Source organism: Bacillus cereus ATCC 14579 (assembly GCF_000007825.1).
Taxonomy (GTDB): Bacteria; Bacillota; Bacilli; order Bacillales; family Bacillaceae_G; genus Bacillus_A; species Bacillus_A cereus.
Genome location: NC_004722.1, coordinates 1,228,075 through 1,247,498, shown reverse-complemented (window position 1 = coordinate 1,247,498; position 19,424 = coordinate 1,228,075). Strand labels below are relative to the sequence as shown.

Below are 19,424 nucleotides of genomic sequence, written 5' to 3'. Positions count from 1 at the left end.
ACAAACTTATGTTTTATTAGCAGTTATCTATATGGATTTGCAAGAACCCTTAAATCCATTTTATCTATTTCAAAATCCTGTCCGTTAAAAACAGCAAAGTCAAAAGAATCACTTTCTTCTCGCTTTCTAATCTCACCAATTCCTGTGAAAATCACATTCTTGGTAGCGGAAATATATTTCTTTATGTGATGAAACAATCCTAAATAATTAGGGCTTCCTTCCCTAAAAGCTTCTTCAAACCTTACACATACTTGCATGTTATTTTCAACTACAATTATCGTAGCCGTTCCTTGAGTATCTAAAATAACATCCTTAATAATTCCTATTAACAACCTTGTTTGACCAGTATCCTTCTCCTTCAACATATCCACTGTTCTTTTAGAAAGATTTGGTCCTCTTACCCCTACTTGCAGCGTAGTAGCTTCATCAACTCCACCATCCATTACAATCTTACTTGCTGGCTTAGTTTGTTTAGTCACAGTTGTAGGGGTACTTTTCTTTTTAGTTTTTTTATTTTGACGCTTCTCTCGTTCTTCTTCAGTCATAGTATACATGGCAAATGCTTCTTTCAAAGCTCGTTTTTTTCTCTCAGAAGACAATTCCACATTTATAAAATGACTGGTATCCACTCCTATTCTTCCTTTTACTCTATCAAACCCATGTATGCACCCTTCAATATGATTATCGTTATTCCATGTTTTCAGATAACTCCGTAAACCTGAGTTGAAAATAAGCCTAGCTTGACAATTTGGAGTAGGACAGTAAAGCTTTCCTTTTAAGTGATTATTATAAAGGTTTGTATCAATTTCTGACTTGTTATATTCTCTTTTTTCTTCACCATCAATATAAATTGCTGATAAAATTGCCATCAATATCCCCTCTTCCTAAGATAATCACAACAAATAATCCATCCAATTAAAAGCGATATATTAATATAAAAATAATATGTTATAAAAGTTTTTTTAAATCAATACATGTTATCCTCAATAAAATATATTTTATTGAAATAATACCGAGAGATATTTCCTTATTTTTAATTCTAAATATATAGTATATTTTATCAATTCCGAATCATTTTTGTCAATTTTTCACATTCCACACTTATTATAATCCCTTTATTTTTCCAGTAAACGATTCATTTAATCTTAATTAAAAGCAGGTACAATAAGCCTTTTTCATCTTTTCTATATTTCTCTCAGAGTGTGGGAGAAGATGTGCTTATACACTATTCAATGTGTACTTCGTTAACGCTGGTGATATGTACCCCCTCTTCTTTCATCTCATTTTCCATTTAGAATATACTAATGAATGCTTTATCAATCAAAGGTTTTACATTTTCAAGACATTTTATATTACTTAACTTGATATCTATCTGATTTTTATCACCACTTCTACTATAATATAATTCAGGAATCCTCCCCTTAAATTGCGAATATATTCCATCCCTATTCCCATTAGGAAAATGAAATAATAATCTATCCCGTTTAGTCGTAATTGACAAGAATTTATTATTAGTATTCACAGGATGAAACATGATTCCATCTGAGATATTACATATAATAGGAGTTTCAATTGAATGCAATTTTATTGCCACATAATTATAAATTTCAATTGCTATTTTCCCTTGCTCTTTTAATGCCTTAAATACACCTTCTCTTGACCTAAATTCTGCATCACCTTTAATGACATTCAACACCTTTTCTAAACGAATAACAATATCATCTTTATTAATAACCTTAAATTCTAACTTCTGCTCTCTTAATTTATCTTTGTATTTATCGTTAACACAATTATTAGCTACCAACATAAATCTGCTATCTTTACAGTTAACTATCTTCTGATATCCACTTAATTGTTCTATGGACTTATTATTAATAGTTTCTTTTACTTCTACATAAAGCTTTCTATTCTCTTTGTCTTTAAATAAAATATCACATTTTTTCCCATTCTTTAACCTTGTTTCCCTTTCAATCAAGGTTAAGCCTTCTTCAATTACATCTGGTTTAACAATAAGCCTATTTTGTAAGATAACTTCGTTATTCATTATAGTCACATCTCCTCAGTATTAACTTCTAAAAATCTCTTCAAATTATTTGATAATCATTATATAAAGACTTCCTCTTTAACAAACACCATAACATACAGATTAACAAAATCACCTGAAATCCATAAAAATACAATTTGGCATCTACCTGAGAATCTTAGCCTATATTAAGTAAGAAGCATCAGAACTCATGTAAGTACCAAATTTAACGAATCTTGAGTCTCTCTTGCTGCATAAAAATCTCGAGCGACTTACAAAAGTATCCCTAATAAAACCCATATTTTATCCATTTATCCTCTTCTTAATCACTTCACGGTTACACACGTAAAACCTTCTTAATTAACAAGCTTTTCACCAAGCATCACACGCTCGCTACTTCGAAGACTTCTTAAAATTCGTAGAATACGAGCGTTCCATGCCATAAATCATGAAAACACAAGTTATGGATATGGTATACGACCAAATTGAGGATGTATTTGAAGAAGGTACAGAAAAGCGTGAACAATTCAACCAAGCGATGGAAGTATGGGCTACGAGCCCAAAGCGTGAAATTATGGAGCATTTCACAACAGAAGAACCACGACTCAAATTGTGGAGCATACCCCTGAAATCGAATGAAAGCTAAAGGCAGACCATATTTCTGCGAAAGCCTTGCTTGCGGATTTTAAAGACCAGATTCATATTGCGAAGGTTAAAGATAAATATGTACTGATGATTGAAGCGGACTCGCTTACGTTTGAGAAAGGGTTCTCCCCTATTGAGTTTTTGAAAACTGATGAGTTGAAGAAGGTAGTAGAGCGAGTTGCGAAGAAGCAGCAATACAGATATAATCCGAGCGAAAGTGAATAAAATACATGATTTTGAACATTTTAGTGACCTGAAATGTGACCACTTTTATTTATCGAAAAGCCTTGTGATTACTGTATTCCTATTAAATTTAGTCACTGTATATGCGACAAAAAATATGCTCTTGAGGCTGTAGAAGGTTTCCTTTAAGCTAAAAAATTAACTACCTAATTAAGAAATCCAGTGAACTTCTATATTGTTCACTGGATTTTTTTATTGAATTTTCCAATATTTCACCTATTTACTTCCAACATAATGTAAAATCAAAAGTATACAGAAAAGGAGTGCTTTATATGGATAAATCTATGTTAATTTATCAAACACCTATAGATGAAAAAGAGGTGAAGCGATTTTATAATCTAAATAAAATTGCTAATAGTGTCAGCAAGATAAAATGGATTCTTGCCTTAAGTACATTATTACTTGTTACATGTTCATACAATGTGAAAATTTCATCTCATCAAACAAACTTTATTATTACAGATTATTTAATAATATCATTATTTTTGGGGTGGATACTTAACGTATTAATTTCTTTTTTTAATCATTTTTTTGCATTTCTCTTAGTAAATAGAAGTTATAATTTCATTCAAAACCCTAAGCAGGAGCTAAAAGGAGTGTTACTTATTTTAGTTGATAGATTGCTTTTTACTTTTTATCACAAACATTTCTTATACTCTCCTGATTATCATTTTGCATCATATTTTAAAAATAGAATAAAAGAGTTCCATAAAAACCCAGCCATTAAACTACATAAGTGCGAAGAGTATACTTACGTTAGTAAAAAGGACAAACTTTGTATACATTGTTGGGATTCAATAAAAAACGCCAATAAGTTTTTTATTGAATTTTCCAATTGGATAAATTTAACATATACTTTCCTGCTAGTTTTTTTAGCATTTTCTTTTATATTTATTCAAAACGATGTAGCCCATCTCATTTTTCTTTTCTACCTACTTTTTCGAACATTATCCCGTTCTACTGAAATCATATTTGCATTTTACAAGGACGTGGTTAGAGTAAATTTTGCACTATTCGAAGATTTATCGCAAAAAAAAACAGTAGAGAGTGTCATCTATATACATAAATGGCGATACTCTAATTTAAGAAAACCGGCTAGAATATCACTTGCGGTACACAGTTTGATGGAAATGGCTTTAACTTTTTCATTACTATATTTTTTAGTTACCAAAGTATTCTATGAACAAATGTTGCAATCACCTTCTATAGTTAACTTAATTTCTTATTCAAGCTTAATACACTATGACACTATGAAAAATCTACTTGATTTTAGTACTTATTTCTATAATTATTTTCTTTATGGAGTTTCTATGTCTTTCTTTAACTTCTCATATACAAACTACAACCTTTGGATTTGGAATTTGTTACATGTTTGGCAAGTTATTGTAAGTATAGTTCTAATAATTCTTTCTGTAGCATCTTATTTAGGGCTAGAAGATAACATGGAAAAGAGGGATGAAGAATTTTTCAAACAACTCGAAATACAAGAAGATTCATCTAAATAATTCGATTTTTTTAAAACTCTTTTGATAGATTAATACAAACTCTATTTCCTCGGGTTTGTATCAATCCTTTTTCATGGCCCTTAAAGATATACCTTAATAAATAAAAAGGCACTTATTATAAAGCAAGTGCCTTTTTACAATTACATACTTTATTTATTTGTTCTGAATATCTTCTAACATGATATTGGCGAAAATATCCTTTATTTTTTCATTTTGCTTGGAATTATCACTAAGATATTTATTCAATAAATTAACGTACTCTTGATTACTCTTTTTTAATTTCACTACCCCATCGGATTGGATATGGTCTATGCTAAGTTGAATCAATTTTGTCTTTTCAGTATCACTTAGTGCCATCCAATCATGCCCTGTTATAATTTCCTTTTCCCCTTTCCAGAAGTGCATTCCATCCTCTTTCTTATTTGTAAGCTTAATTTCTTCGGTGGGTGAAACATTTTCCCCGCTTATTTTTCCATCTACCTTAATTGAAGCACGATTAATCTTTAAATATTGACCCTCATTAACCTTTATGTATCTCTCACCATTGAAGTTACCATTCTCAATAATATTTTTCAATTGAGAAACTGTACTTCCACTATTAATAGAAAAATACCCCATCTGTCCAGAACTTGAAGTTATTTTATATTCACCAGCAGAAAGATGTTTCCCTACAATATACATACCATCAGACAATATACCGTTCACAGGAGTAAGAGAAGGAGCATTATTTATAGGGTACATCTTAGCACGATTTATTGTTACATACTGTCCATTTTCAATTGTTATTATGGAGTTTCCCGCAAAATTATCATTTGCTAGGATACTATTCGAACTACTGCTACTATTAATAGAAAAATACCCCACTCCATTTTGAGCAATTAGCATATATTCCCCACTTGGAACGTCTACACCAACTTTATACATACCTTCGCCAAAAGAAGTTGCTGAATTAGCAGTTTCTACTGATTTATTGGTTTCCCCTTTTTTATTCTCTTCCACCTTATTTTTTTCTTTTTCATTCTTTACTTCCGTTGTTTTTTCGGCATCTTCTTTTTCTACCTTTTGGTCCGTTTTAGAAGAACATCCTGCAAATATTAATCCAAACATTAATAAGATAATTCCCCATTTTTTCAGCATCTTCATATCCCCCTAAATAATAATTAGTAAAAATCCCCCAACTTCAATAATATATGATTTTTGCACGGAAAGTTATGTTATTTGAGAGGATAATCTTGATTTTCACACGTGGTGTATTTTTAACATGAGTAGGAGCGTTGTACATAAAAATCCAATTTTATACAGCTCCCACCCATTTTCAAATAAGTGATTAGTTAATAGCTATTATTTTTTATTACTTTATGTTTGAAATGCTCGTTTAATTTTATGTTTATCCCTAGTAAATTCTAGTTTTTGCATTTCTCTTCCACCTAAAATCAAACCAAAATTCCAGACATGGTAAAGGGCTATTTTTTAAACTTTATTTCTTTATTACTAAGCCATTGATACAAAAGTGTTCTCATTCTAAGACTTGGAATATAAATGTTTATTGGCTCTGGATTATGTTTTCTGATTGCGCTTCTCCAAATCCACTGTAATAAATCACTTACTGCTAATAAATCTTCATTCACTTTAACTCCTGCATCTTCAAAAAACGCCTTTTCCATAGGATTCATATAACGGTTATAAACGTAAGCTAAATTATGAGCTTCTTGATAATCATTTGTTGCTCTAGTATTTAAAGAAATAAATCCTTTAGTATACCCTTTTCCTTTTAACTTTGTTTTAAAATCTTTTTTGGTTGTCCAAATGATATCAGCACTTTTAGCATTACAATTCTTTCTGAAGTATGTATATAAGTTTTGCTTCAAACGCTTAATGTTTGCCGTATCAGCATGACTAAGCCATGTTGATGATAGTTCATTTCCTTTAGGTTTTTTTTCTGTATAATTCTCATTTAGTAATCCTTCATAGACATTAATAAACTTTATATATATCTCTCTTTCTTTAGTATCTCCTGCATTAGATACCAAACAATACCCTTTTCCCATCTTTTTAATACTTTTATATGTATACTTAATCTCAAAAAAGTCATAATAATAACGTTGTACTTGTCCATCGAATAAATATGTCAAAATATATGTTTCATCAAACAAATCAAAAACTTTAGTAGGAAATGTCCAAAACATTATACTATCTCTACAAACATATATATTCCCTTGTTGAGATTGGTACTTAATATTAGCGTACTTGCTACTAAATACCCCATTGTACATATTATCCAGCCATACAACTTTTCTATTTTCAATCTTAATAACATTAGCTTCTAACAATATTTTAATATCACTTGATGTTACTTTATCCATTTTTTCCAGCACATTGGCAACTTCATCTAAAATTAATGTATATCCTGCATTCTCCAACAATTCCATGACCTCATTATCAAACATACTAAATAATGCGTGTGTCGTAATAATACTTTCTCCATTAACCAACAACTCTTTAAAATGCTTTAATTTACTCCCCTTACCTTTCTTCTCATTAGGTTGTACCAGAAATGGGCAATCTATCAAAATATTATTTTCTATCTCATTTAAATATGGTGTAACATAAATAAATCTTTTATCGTTTCTTTCTTTCAACATCATCTGTTTAGCCCAAGATGTTTTCCCACTTCCCATAATCGAATCAATAACAGTTACTTTTGTCATTTTACATCTTACCTTTCTAACTTAAATTTATTAATTAATAAAACAAATTCCCTTCTTCCTATAAAAGAAAATGTTATCTTCAAAGCCACATACAATCCCATCCTTTCTATTTATTTTTTAAAGCATTTACAAAATATAAAGCTATAAATTATACTCAATAACTTTCGGTACTAAAAAGTGCACCAAATAAAAATAAACCCTTATACATCAAGGGTTTTACAGGGCATCTCTTAAATAAAGATTATATAAAAGTGACCAAAAATTATTGACTTAATATTAATTATATTATATAATATTTCACTTTATTTTTCAAGTTAATGTGTTATATACCAGAAAACTATTTACCTTGCAGGTGCGCTTCGCACACTGCTTACTTCCGCATGAATTAAGAGCTATACGCCCTAAAGGGCTACAGCTCTTATAATTCATTTGGAACGAGTCACCTGCTACGCTAGTGACTCGTCAATAGCACTTACACATAAGTATTTCATTCTTTCACGTTATGAGATTATAACAAAAGCCCTTCCAAGTTACAGGAGGGGCTTTTAACATTTATTTTTAGATTGTCAAAGCAGATGCAGGGCAACGGAGTTGCAACTGCAAATTAAACATAAATATAATGCTACTAACAATGTATTAAACAAACATTGTTATTGACTTTATACGCCTGTTTTTTTATTTGTTTAAAGATTCATTAAAGGACTTGTTGACCTTACTATCCCTATAACTTCTTCATCTTGTATGGACTGTAAATATCGATTAGTAATGATAATCCATTCATGCCCTAACAATCGACTTAAACTATATACATCCAAACCTAAACTTGATTGTTTTTGTGCATAGTAATGTCTTAAAGTTTGTGGACTACATATTTACAAACTTGGTTCAAAGCCCCTCTTTAACAGACTATAAATTATTCAAATAATAAATCAAACCATTAATATTTTATTTACCATGGTAGTTTACTTTATTCTCTCTTTCAAATATGTCCTGAAGCATTCTGGAGTATCAGCAAATGGCATTAAATGTATTTTAAAGTTTTTCTTTCCAATTGGGAGCGATATACTACGCTTTTCAATTTCAAATTCAGTAGGAAGATTAGTTTCATCTATAATTTTTTTATACAATTCAATTAAAATTTCTTCTATGTACTTTCCTCTTGAATTACTTAAAATATCTCCCTTTATATGCCTAAGTTCAAGTTCGATTTCTTCTTCTGTTACTTCATAGGGATTATCAGTTATCTCCCTCAACATTTCTATATCTATTTCTGAAAATTCTTCCACACTTGTGGATTTCTTTATGTCCGATAAAGATTTTAATTTTTTTAAATCTAGTGAAATTTCGCCTCCATTCTTCAAGTCCTCTATCTTTTTGTTTATCTGTATTGAATACCAAGCATTTATTAGGGCTATTTGAGTTAATTTTTCAAAAAGATTTTGGACATAATACTCCCTAATGATGCAATAATCTTTTAAATCCTTCCCAATAGATTTACTGTTTATATAAATATGCGATTCTAAAAATTTTTCCAGAACAGTTTCTTTAGCATATAGATTTTCTATCGCATAACAAGGAGTTACATAAATTCTTTTTCCTAAATTATTTTCCTTATTAAAGTCCCTATCAATAAAATATAACGATACATCATCAATTTCTTCAAAATCGAACTTTATTTTATTATAAACTTTGATAACTTTGTCTCTATTTCCACAACCTTTAGAAAAGAGACTTTTATTATTTGAATGTAACTCTAACCATGTTCTTATTCGTGTAGGATAATATTTAAAATCATCCTTTCCTTCATAAAAACAAAAAATCGTTTCATCTATTCCATGTTCTTTTTTCGATTGAACTAATTCTTGAAAAATAACCTCTATAGCATCTAACTCTCCCAACATTTCTTCAACTAAATCTTCTGGACTCTCAGTTTCGCTTAAATTTTCTAAATCGAGTATCATAGCAAATCATTTATCCTTATTAGAATTACGATATGTTTTTGTTTTAAATTTATTCAAGTCTTTAGCGAACACTTCAAATTCATTTTTAAATATAAATGGAGAGTGAGTAGTTGAAATCATTAATGCTACTTTTCCAGAATTATAAATATCTTTAAGAATCTTTTTCTGCCATGCAATTGAAAGTGATAATTCAGGTTCATCAATAATATAAATCAATGGTTCCGTGTCTTCTAAATATAATTCAGAAAAAATAGAAAGTATTTGTTTCTCACCAGAAGATAGTTCTGAAAATAGAATTGGACTTCCATCTTCTTTATCCACAATTTGCATTTTAGGGGAAATTTCATCATATTCCAATTCTTTGTTAATAAGATACTTATTACACACATCTTTAAATTCTTTAATCTTATTATCAATTTCTCTTTGACTGTCAAATATTTTTATCAATTTATAAATATAATACTCAAGAAATTCATTATTATTAGAATATTCATTGCTATCAAGATTAGACAAAAAATGAATTAACTTATCATACTCTTTAATATTCTCTTTTCCAATCCGCCCTATAATAATTTCCATTTTTTCTATAGTTATTTCTTTTCTTTGATTCTCCGAAATTTTTAATGGACTATCGCTTAATAAATCACCTAATATTTCCCCATTAATTTTTGAATGCGTTTCAAATGCCTCTTTGGTAAGCCTATTTGTAAGTCTGTTAATTCTTGACTCAACATCCTTTAGTCCAAACTTCATACTACCTTCTTCAAATTTCCCCTCAAACTCAATATCCTCAGTGTAGATTTCTCTTAACTCTGCTTCAACCCTTCTGAAAGTTGGTAGATATTTAACCTTCTCTTTTAAATTCTCTTTGATTTTCTTACAACTTTCAGTTTGGCTATCTTTTACACGATTTATAAATCTGTTTGCATTTTTAATTTCGTCGATACTAAGGTCACCTGATTTTCTCAAAACTTTAAGATACATCCGAAGTACCTCTTCTGAAATCATTTCGTCTCCATTATGAAGCACTATGTTTCTTAAAGCTTTAGGTAGATTTTTCCGCTGAAATAATTCTTCTAAATCAATTATTTTCTGATAATAAGTTTCCATATTCGAAAACGTCTTTGAATTTTTAAGCTTTTTGATACTAACTACATTTTCATTACCAAAGTCCAGTTCTACCTTTTCAAAAGGGAGTTTATTAAGCGCTACAGAATCTCCATTTAATGCAGCTACTATTATTTTTATAATTGTAGTTTTCCCATGACCATTTTCAGCAACAAAAATATTAATATTTTCATTAAATACTACCTCGTAGTCATACTTATTAAATAAGCCATGTATTTTTATTCCCTTTAATGAACTATCATTTTTAAATTTCTTTTTAATATTTATCCTTTTAATAATATCGTTTGCTAAATCATCATCAATTTCTGTTAAACCTTCAAATCCAAACTTTTTAATTATCTTTATAAAATCTTCTTCATCTACATCTAGTAATAATTTAAAATCTTTTAATAACATAATTTACCTCCTCTATTCCTTTAAGATATCGTATAACAATATAATTGTCACTATTAAATAGTTACTTACATTTTTGTAAAGGAAGAATCAAATGATGTGCCAATATTTCTATTTGAGTCAGCTTTTGTTCATTTATCCCCTTCTCACAACTATAATACTTTCGCCTTCAAATGGTTATTGTGACAATAAATGGCTACTTAGCATTTAATGATAAACCTAGTAAAAAAGAATTATTATCAGATACTCGCGCTACATTATACAGAAAGTGTAGATTACAATCCTATTCTCTCTATAAACCCTCATTCCAATCTAAACTATGATGTATATCCTACACATAATCTTCAAGAATATCGATAACTTTTAATAGATATATAAAGCTATCAAAATGATTAATCTACCACTATACAGACAGTTAAGAGCATAATTTTGTGGTCACAAATGGTCACAGAACTTACAATAATCATTGCTTTTTTAATAGAATTTCCTTTATACAAATCCATAAAAATGCCTTTAAATCAACGTTTCTCCCGTAGCTCAGCAGGGAGAGCGCCACCTTGACAGGGTGGAGGTCGTGAGTTCGAGCCTCTCCGGGGTCATATAAAAAAGAGACACCATATCAACCTTCTACGTGATATAGTGTCTCTTTTTTATCTCATTCAATTACTTCCCACCAAACATCTTCTCCAAAGATTTCGCATTTGCAAACAATACTTCTTTCAAGTTATCGTCAGCAACGATTTTATAGTCGCCATCTTTGTCTTTCTTTAAGTTCAATGTAACTTCGCGAGTTGCCATTGCTGCATCTTTATCCGTTAAGTTTTTGATGATAGTTGAGGTCATTGTTTTTTCGATCGCTTTTTCAGATTGTTCTTTGTCTTCGCTAAATGCGCTAGCGAAGGCCATTGGCATAACTTCTCCCACTGCTTTTGTTACAGCAACGGATAGATCAGCAGATGTAATTTTCACTTTCACTTCTGCTTTGTCATCCTTTTTCGATACTTCTTCTAGCTTTTCAAATTTAAAGTTCTTTGTAATTGCACTTAGCATTGCTTTTGCCTCAGCATCATCTGTTTTTTCATTTAGTTTATTAAATTCCTTGTCACTCTCAACAAATGTACGAGCTTTTTCTATATCACCTTTTTGTATCGCTGTTAAAAATTCTTCTGTAGTATCTTTCGGATTTGCACACCCTGCTAAAACACCTGCTGTTAATCCTACTACCATCATTAATAGCAATAATTTCTTTATCTTTTGCACGCTCATTCTCCTCTTATCTTTTCTAGTAAGTCAGCATCATACAATATTATGAAACTGACATTACAAACATTTTTTAGTATAGCATTTATATGATTCGTTTTCTATTAATTCCCAAAAGATAAAGGGCCTTGCAGCATTCCTACAAGGCCCTCTTCTATCAATCTGTATCCGTAGCACAAATGAACCACATTTTCTGTTCCCTACTATCTAACACCATCCAAGTAACATCCCACGCAACATCGTAAAACCAATCTGTCCAAGGGCGATAGCTTTCGAACACTTTAATATCTTCGTATCAATCTTGGAACATATATTGACATACATTGACTGCTAATTGTTTTGCGATAACTGGTCGTTCCTTAAACCCTTCATATGCTCCGCCCCACAAAATTTGCGCAGCAATGCTACCATCAAGCATAACTGCCAGCTGCTCTTTAAAACGAAACTTATATTTGTCTGATGTATGTATTTTTAACTCTTCTAAGTTATTGATTATGTCTAAAGAGTTGAAGATTCTTCTAAAGAAGTGCTCATGTCCATCTTTCGAATGTGGTATTTCTTTAAAAAAATTTTCGTTATGCACTTTAAAACAGCTTATTATTGTTCCACCAATTAAGTTTTGTTCCTTAAACGTGTTTATAAGTTGCTCAACAGATGAGTCATTCGTGTCTATTTTTTCAAACGTTCCCTCTTTCCATCTCATAACGCCCACTACTCTCTATTAAAAATTTGTTTCTTCATTATAAATAGCAAAATAAAAACCAGCAACTTTAAGGTTGCTGGCTTAGCTCTTATTCATATTCGAAAAAACAATAACAACTGCTCCAAACAAATAATGCCCTACTACCATCCACATACTCCAATCAAAAATCATAAACGATAACCAAAGCGATATATTAATAGCAGTAAATAATAAATATAAAATGAAATCTCTCTTTTGCATTGCTCCTCTATTCATCAAAATGTAAACGGCACCGATAGGAGGAAAAGACAAATATTTTTCTTAACGACCACGAATACTAAATTACTGTCTACAAAAGATTCTCCTTTTCATCACAATACCTGCTTCGACATCGGCCTCACTACCCTATATTTATCACTATAAGCTTCCTTTATGATTAAAGGCGGGTAATCACTTTTTTCTTCCTCAATCATTGTGAATACTTCTGTTTTCTCTTGTAATGTATTAGATTCTTTATTTTTAGTAGGTTTTTTACTTGTTTTAATTTTCTTTGTTACTTCGCCAAGTTTTTGCCCAACTTCTTCTATTTTGGCAGATTCATTCGTAACATAGTATTCTTGTTCGTCCCATACTAACATAGGTGGCACTTGTTCTCGTTTGTTACATATTATATAAGTAGTACTAGCTACAAGTAGTAGACAAGTTAATAAATAGAAGATAGTTTTTTTATTCATATACTACACTCCTTATCTATCATTTCATTGGATTATATAATACAAGTCATTTATAGTAAATGGATTTAGTGGTAATTTTTAGGTTGAACAATAAAGAAAAAACCTTACCGAAGTAAGGTTCCGTTTTTACATTCTATAGTGACCGACTTATTAAAACAATCATTACAATAATCGCTATAAACATAACAACTAAACAGCCGATCATTTTATAAAATCCTCGTTTCGTTAACGTCCCGCCTTGAACGTCTTTACGAATAAATAAGAATACTGCTAAAAATAATACAAGCCCAATGCCAAAAGCATACATCATTTGCATATATTAATCTTCCTTTCTCTCTTCCATCTTAATATCTTTTTGCCAAAACAACAAATGAGATAAAGACGGTACTCATCGTAAGTGCCATAAGTATATTCAATAATTCAGTAGCAGATAGTGTAAGTATTTTTAAATTTAAGCCGATAGAGAAAAGAAGATAATATGCCGTTAATGCAAAAAAGGTTACAAACATTCCTTTATAACGAATAAGTTTCATTCGCTCGTCTTTTTCTTTAAATTGCGGATGCAAGTAGCTTAGACAGAAACACATAATCATCATCCCAAGCAATGGATACGTTATGGCTGGCGGTGCAGAATGCGTCATTATACCTGTTAATATCATAAATCCACTCATAAATAGAAAAATAATCCCCATAATTACAAAGTACTTTTGTGAATAATTCATCCCTATTCCCCCTCTTCTTTTCCTTTATAAATAAATACATGTTCTATTGTTGTCTGAAATGTTTTCGCTATTTCAAATGCTAGCGGAAGTGATGGATCGTATTTCCCTTTTTCAATTGAGATAATGGTTTGTCTGGAAACTCCAAGTTTCTCAGCCAACTTTTCTTGAGATAGTCCAAATTTTTTTCGGTATTCGACCATTTTATTTTCCAAGGAAATTTCTCCCTCCTTCCATATACCGAGTATATATGTAAAGGAAACTTTACGTCAAGTTCCCTTTACATATATTTTGATTATTATTCACGCTATTTATATAGAAGAAACTTTTTTCAATTTCAGCACGTCTATTTTGAAGCGAAACACGGAACACTGTAAATAAATGTTACTATATCTCCTCACTTCTTTTTTAAAAATTTAATATCTCCATATTTGTTTTATCCTTTTAAAACATTTCATTTATTTCTTTATTTCACGAAATACGTTATTTGTTTTACGGTGTTTTTCGTCATATTTATAGAAACTAACTGTTTATGGAGCATTTTTTATGTTTAGTAACTTTTTTTGTAGAAATCCTTCACTTTCCTTGCAATATTTAACACTATCTAAATAAAGTTTACGATAAATTCATAATTTTTTATTTTTTATACTATATTCCGTTATATTGTTGTATAATATCTATGAAAGCGCTTATTATTTCAATATACATAATTCAAACTAATTTTATCGAAACATTCTAACTATTATACCTATATTTAAATGCAACAATTATAGCTATTAGTATAGGCATACCAAATATATCCACCCCATTTTTCTGTAAAATTACTTTATAACATGAAAGATTAACTTGGGTGATAAGTTATTGTGAATGTTTTTTTACAAAACAGATAAGTAATAGTGTTTGGTATTATGTAAATTATTGTAATAACATAAGAGTAAAGAAAACATTTACATTGATTATTGATTTATTACTTATTGAAAAAGAGCAAAATGCACCTTTGTATGGAAAAGGATTATATGCATTGGGAGGTTTAAACAAATGACGAGGAAGAATACAACGACAAACCCTTGGGCCAAGTTCCACGGTCCGAACCTTGGTTATGTTATTGAGCAGTATGATCTTTACGTAACTGGAGCAGGTTCTGTTGATCCGGAATTACAAGAGCTTTTTGAAATTTTTGGAGCTCCTTCGTTTCAAGATGATGTCGTAACAGGGGACAACACAGCAACACATTTTTCTCCTCAAAACACAGGTAACATTGAAAAAATTCTTAAAGTCGTTCAACTTGTTGAGCAGATTCGTTCTTTCGGGCACACGTTGGCTCACATCAACCCGATGGAAGATGCTGCAAATGGACAATCTCTTCTTGAGAAAGCAATGAGCGAACTGAGCGATGCTGACTTGAAAGCGATTCCAGCGAAAACAGTATGGCAAGATGCACCAGAAGGTATTCACACTGCACTTGATGTAATTCATAGATTAAAAGACGTTTATACAAAATCTTTAGCTTATGAATTTTCTCATATACAAGATAGTGAAGAACGCGCGTGGTTGCATCAAATGGTGGAATCAAATTCATTGCGTCAACCACTATCAAATAAAAAACGAACTGCTCTTTTAAAACGTTTAACAGCTGTTGAAGGTTTCGAGCAATTCTTGCATAAAACATTCGTTGGGCAAAAACGTTTCTCTATCGAGGGCGTTGATATGCTTGTACCTGTTTTAGATGAAATTGTTCTAGAAGGTGCTAAAAACGGCGTTGAGGATGTCATGATTGGTATGGCTCACCGCGGTCGCCTAAGCGTACTTGCTCACGTATTAGAAAAACCATATAGCCACATGTTTGCTGAGTTCAAACATGCAAAAATAGAAGGCGCAGTGGCTAATTCTGGCTGGACTGGCGATGTGAAATACCACCTAGGTAGAGAACAAGTCGTTAGTAACGAAGAAGTTAGCACTCGCGTGACATTAGCAAATAACCCGAGTCATCTTGAGTTCGTGAATCCTGTAGTAGAAGGTTTTGCACGTGCTGCTCAAGAGAATCGTAAAAAATCTGGTCTTCCAGATCAAGATACTTCAAAATCATTCGTAATTTTAGTTCATGGTGATGCTGCATTCCCTGGTCAAGGTATTGTATCTGAGACACTCAACTTAAGCAGATTGAACGCGTATCAAACAGGCGGAACGATTCATGTTATCGCAAACAATGCAGTTGGTTTTACGACTGATAGCTATGATTCTCGTTCTACGAAATATTCTAGTGACCTTGCAAAAGGTTTCGATATTCCGATTGTTCACGTGAACGCTGATGATCCGGAAGCTTGTCTTGCAGCTGCTAACCTTGCGATTCAATATCGCATGTTGTTCAAAAAAGATTTCTTAATCGATTTAATTGGTTACCGCCGCTACGGTCATAACGAAATGGATGATCCAGCAGTTACGCAACCACAAGTGTACAAAAAAATTAAAAACCATCCAACTGTAAGGGCAATTTATGCAGATCAATTACAAGCTGCTGGTGTTCTAAATGCAGATGAGGTTGAAACAATTACACAGTTTACACAAGAGCAATTAAAATCCGACTATGCACAAGTACCACCAGCTGATACGAGCGACGCAACAATTCACGTTAAAGTACCAGATGTTGTTGCAAAAGGTATTCAACCAATTGATACTGGTGTTGAGATTGACTCACTTCGTGCAATTAATGAAGGTCTACTATCTTGGCCAGAAGGATTTAACGTATATCCGAAAGTGAAGAAAATTCTTGAGCGCCGTAAAGATGCTCTTGAAGAGAACGGTAAAATTGAATGGGCACTTGCTGAATCGTTAGCATTCGCTTCTATTTTACAAGAAGGTACGCCAATTCGTTTAACTGGTCAAGATTCACAGCGTGGTACATTCGCACACCGTCATATCGTATTACACGATACTGATACAAATGAAACATATTCACCGTTACATCGCTTACCAAACATTAATGCATCGTTCTCTGTTCATAACAGTCCGTTATCAGAGGCTGCTGTTGTTGGTTACGAATATGGTTATAACGTATTCGCTCCAGAAACTCTTGTTATGTGGGAAGCGCAATATGGTGACTTCTCAAATACTGCGCAAGCATTATTTGATCAATACGTTTCAGCTGGAAGAGCAAAATGGGGTCAAAAATCTGGCTTAGTTCTTCTATTACCACACGGTTATGAAGGTCAAGGACCAGAGCACTCTAGTGCACGTCCTGAGCGTTTCTTACAGTTAGCTGCTGAGAATAACTGGACAGTTGCAAACTTAACGAGCGCGGCTCAATACTTCCATATCCTGCGTCGTCAAGCATCTATCTTAGGAACAGAAGCTGTTCGACCATTAGTATTGATGACGCCGAAGAGTTTATTACGTCACCCACTTACGCTTTCAACTGCTAGTCAGTTAAGCGAAGGACGTTTCCAACCTGCTTTAGAACAAGAAAACCTTGGCATGAAACCAAATAAAGTAAAACGTCTTGTTTTAAGCACAGGTAAAATGGCGATTGACTTAGCAGCAGAAATCGAGTCTGGTAAACATGAGTACAACTTAGACGAAGTTCATGTCGTTCGTATTGAGCAATTGTACCCATTCCCTGCTGAGAAAGTTCAATCTATTATTAAACGCTTTAAAAACTTAGAAGAAATCATTTGGGTTCAAGAAGAACCTCGCAATATGGGTGCATGGCATTACATGGCTCCAATTCTGTTCGAACTTGCTGGAGATAAAGTGAAAACAGGCTACATTGGACGTCCTGATCGCTCTAGTCCATCTGGCGGCGATCCATTCGCTCACAAAGCTGAGCAAGAACTAATTGTTGCACACGCTTTAGATGTGAAGTATAACTTCCGTCAAGATAAACAAGAAATTGAAGTTTACAGCAACTAAAAAGTAACAATGAATGTTTCTAGCTTGTTCCTTGGGCAGATATTCTGCCCAAGGCCAGGCTAACAAATGGAGATTACCGAAGACAAAAGAAGAAAAAACACACCGTTAGGCAAATAAGGGGAGGACATTTAAAATGATCGAAATTAAAGTACCTGAGCTTGCAGAATCTATTACTGAAGGAACTATTTCACAATGGCTTATCAACGTAGGCGACAAAGTTGAGAAAGGTGGCAGCGTTGTTGAGCTTGAAACTGATAAAGTCAATGTAGAAATCATTGCAGAAGATTCAGGTATTGTATCGAAGTTACTAGGCGAACCTGGGGATACAGTTGAAGTTGGCGCAACTATCGCAATTTTAGATGCTAATGGAGCACCAGTTGCAGTAAGTACACCTGCACCGGCTGCTGAGCAACCAAAACAAGAAACAGCTGAAACACCGAAAGCTGCGGCACCAAGTGCTGAGCAAACTGCAACACTACAAGGGTTACCAAATACAAACCGTCCTATCGCATCACCAGCTGCTAGAAAGATGGCTCGTGAATTAGGAATCGACTTAAACGACGTACGTAGTACAGATCCACTTGGACGCGTGAGACCACATGATGTACAAGCTCATGCTGCAGCACCAAAAGAAGCACCAGCTGCTCCAAAGAGTCCAGCTCCTGCTCCAGTTGCAAAAACGGAATTTGAAAAACCAGTTGAGCGCGTGAAAATGTCCCGCCGCCGTCAAACAATTGCAAAACGTCTTGTAGAAGTTCAACAAACATCTGCAATGTTAACAACATTTAACGAAGTTGATATGAGTGCGATCATGGAATTACGTAAAGAACGCAAAGATGCTTTCGAGAAAAAACATGATGTACGTCTTGGCTTCATGTCATTCTTCACAAAAGCAGTTGTTGCAGCATTAAAACAATTCCCATTATTAAATGCTGAAATTCAAGGTGACGAGCTTATCATTAAAAAATTCTATGATATCGGTATTGCAGTAGCAGCTCCAGATGGATTAGTTGTTCCAGTTGTACGCGATGCTAACCAATTAAACTTCGCTGAAATCGAAAGCGAAATTCGTGAATTAGGTAAAAAAGCACGCGATAACAAACTTTCATTAAAAGAACTACAAGGTGGTACATTTACAATTACAAACGGTGGTGTATTCGGTTCTCTAATGTCAACACCGATCCTAAATAGCCCTCAAGTTGGTATTTTAGGAATGCATAAAATCCAAGTACGCCCAGTTGCAATTGATAACGAACGTATGGAAAACCGCCCAATGATGTACATTGCTTTATCTTACGATCACCGTATTGTTGATGGTAAAGAAGCAGTTAGCTTCCTTGTTGCTGTTAAAGATATGCTTGAAGATCCAAAGTCATTATTATTAGAAGGTTGATAGATTAAAAATCTATTAAAGGCTGTAGAATGATTCATTCTACAGCCTTTTTTTATTGTGTTCATACGGGACAAATTTCATGACATAAGGTAATAATGTATGCCTAAACGTAAGGAGGATTAAA

General features: G+C 32.5%; 14 protein-coding genes and 3 pseudogenes. 4 read left to right on the top strand and 13 right to left on the bottom strand.

Annotated elements, in window-relative coordinates:
- Positions 1–23 precede the first annotated feature (23 nt).
- Both BC_RS06330 and BC_RS06325 read right to left on the bottom strand, forming a co-directional pair.
- Positions 24–869, bottom strand: coding sequence for a hypothetical protein (locus tag BC_RS06330; protein ID WP_000996452.1), 846 nt, complete (start codon positions 867–869; stop codon positions 24–26).
- Between the two features lie 422 nt (positions 870–1,291).
- Complete coding sequence (locus tag BC_RS06325; protein ID WP_001058568.1) at positions 1,292–2,044, bottom strand: endonuclease NucS domain-containing protein; 753 nt, start codon at positions 2,042–2,044, stop codon at positions 1,292–1,294.
- A 352-nt stretch (positions 2,045–2,396) separates the two neighbouring features.
- Between BC_RS06325 and BC_RS06320 the strand changes: the two are divergent.
- Both BC_RS06320 and BC_RS06315 read left to right on the top strand, forming a co-directional pair.
- Positions 2,397–2,893: pseudogene (locus tag BC_RS06320) on the top strand (DUF3898 domain-containing protein); the annotation flags it as partial.
- A 290-nt stretch (positions 2,894–3,183) separates the two neighbouring features.
- Complete coding sequence (locus BC_RS06315; protein WP_002195290.1) at positions 3,184–4,416, top strand: hypothetical protein; 1,233 nt, start codon at positions 3,184–3,186, stop codon at positions 4,414–4,416.
- A 153-nt stretch (positions 4,417–4,569) separates the two neighbouring features.
- On the opposite strand, the gene BC_RS06310 is transcribed toward BC_RS06315, so the two are convergent.
- From BC_RS06310 to BC_RS06260, 11 genes and pseudogenes are all read right to left on the bottom strand, one after another.
- Positions 4,570–5,553, bottom strand: a complete 984-nt coding sequence (locus BC_RS06310; protein WP_000915151.1) for a hypothetical protein — start codon at positions 5,551–5,553, stop codon at positions 4,570–4,572.
- Positions 5,554–5,879: 326 nt separating this feature from the next.
- The gene (locus tag BC_RS06305; protein ID WP_000170169.1) at positions 5,880–7,124 is read right to left on the bottom strand and encodes a DEAD/DEAH box helicase family protein; all 1,245 of its coding nucleotides are present in this window, start codon (positions 7,122–7,124) and stop codon (positions 5,880–5,882) included.
- A gap of 962 nt (positions 7,125–8,086) precedes the next feature.
- Positions 8,087–9,085, bottom strand: a complete 999-nt coding sequence (locus BC_RS06300; RefSeq protein WP_000599571.1) for a DUF4435 domain-containing protein — start codon at positions 9,083–9,085, stop codon at positions 8,087–8,089.
- A 6-nt stretch (positions 9,086–9,091) separates the two neighbouring features.
- On the bottom strand, positions 9,092–10,609 hold the full coding sequence (locus BC_RS06295; RefSeq protein WP_000924694.1) for an AAA family ATPase: 1,518 nt from the start codon (positions 10,607–10,609) through the stop codon (positions 9,092–9,094).
- 660 nt (positions 10,610–11,269) lie between these two features.
- Positions 11,270–11,866, bottom strand: a complete 597-nt coding sequence (locus BC_RS06290; protein ID WP_001169480.1) for a hypothetical protein — start codon at positions 11,864–11,866, stop codon at positions 11,270–11,272.
- Between the two features lie 157 nt (positions 11,867–12,023).
- Positions 12,024–12,569: pseudogene (locus BC_RS27960) on the bottom strand (hypothetical protein).
- Between the two features lie 81 nt (positions 12,570–12,650).
- Positions 12,651–12,864: pseudogene (locus BC_RS06280) on the bottom strand (hypothetical protein).
- 55 nt (positions 12,865–12,919) lie between these two features.
- Entirely contained in the window at positions 12,920–13,282 is a 363-nt protein-coding gene (locus BC_RS06275) for a hypothetical protein (RefSeq protein ID WP_001036588.1), read from the bottom strand.
- Between the two features lie 133 nt (positions 13,283–13,415).
- Entirely contained in the window at positions 13,416–13,598 is a 183-nt protein-coding gene (locus tag BC_RS06270) for a DUF3976 domain-containing protein (RefSeq protein ID WP_001178303.1), read from the bottom strand.
- Positions 13,599–13,626: 28 nt separating this feature from the next.
- Complete coding sequence (locus tag BC_RS06265; protein ID WP_001109895.1) at positions 13,627–14,004, bottom strand: hypothetical protein; 378 nt, start codon at positions 14,002–14,004, stop codon at positions 13,627–13,629.
- Positions 14,005–14,006: 2 nt separating this feature from the next.
- Positions 14,007–14,216 carry a helix-turn-helix transcriptional regulator gene (locus BC_RS06260; RefSeq protein WP_000428513.1) on the bottom strand — a complete coding sequence of 70 codons (210 nt, stop codon included), beginning with the start codon at positions 14,214–14,216 and terminating at the stop codon, positions 14,007–14,009.
- A gap of 823 nt (positions 14,217–15,039) precedes the next feature.
- Here BC_RS06260 and odhA point away from each other — a divergent pair.
- Together odhA and odhB are read left to right on the top strand one after the other, a co-directional pair.
- Positions 15,040–17,907: a 2-oxoglutarate dehydrogenase E1 component gene (odhA, locus tag BC_RS06255; RefSeq protein ID WP_000197160.1), complete on the top strand. Its 2,868-nt coding sequence runs from the start codon at positions 15,040–15,042 to the stop codon at positions 17,905–17,907.
- Between the two features lie 133 nt (positions 17,908–18,040).
- Positions 18,041–19,300 (top strand): 2-oxoglutarate dehydrogenase complex dihydrolipoyllysine-residue succinyltransferase, encoded by a 1,260-nt coding sequence (odhB, locus tag BC_RS06250; RefSeq protein ID WP_000569903.1) that lies wholly within the window; start codon positions 18,041–18,043, stop codon positions 19,298–19,300.
- The last annotated feature ends 124 nt before the right edge of the window (positions 19,301–19,424 follow it).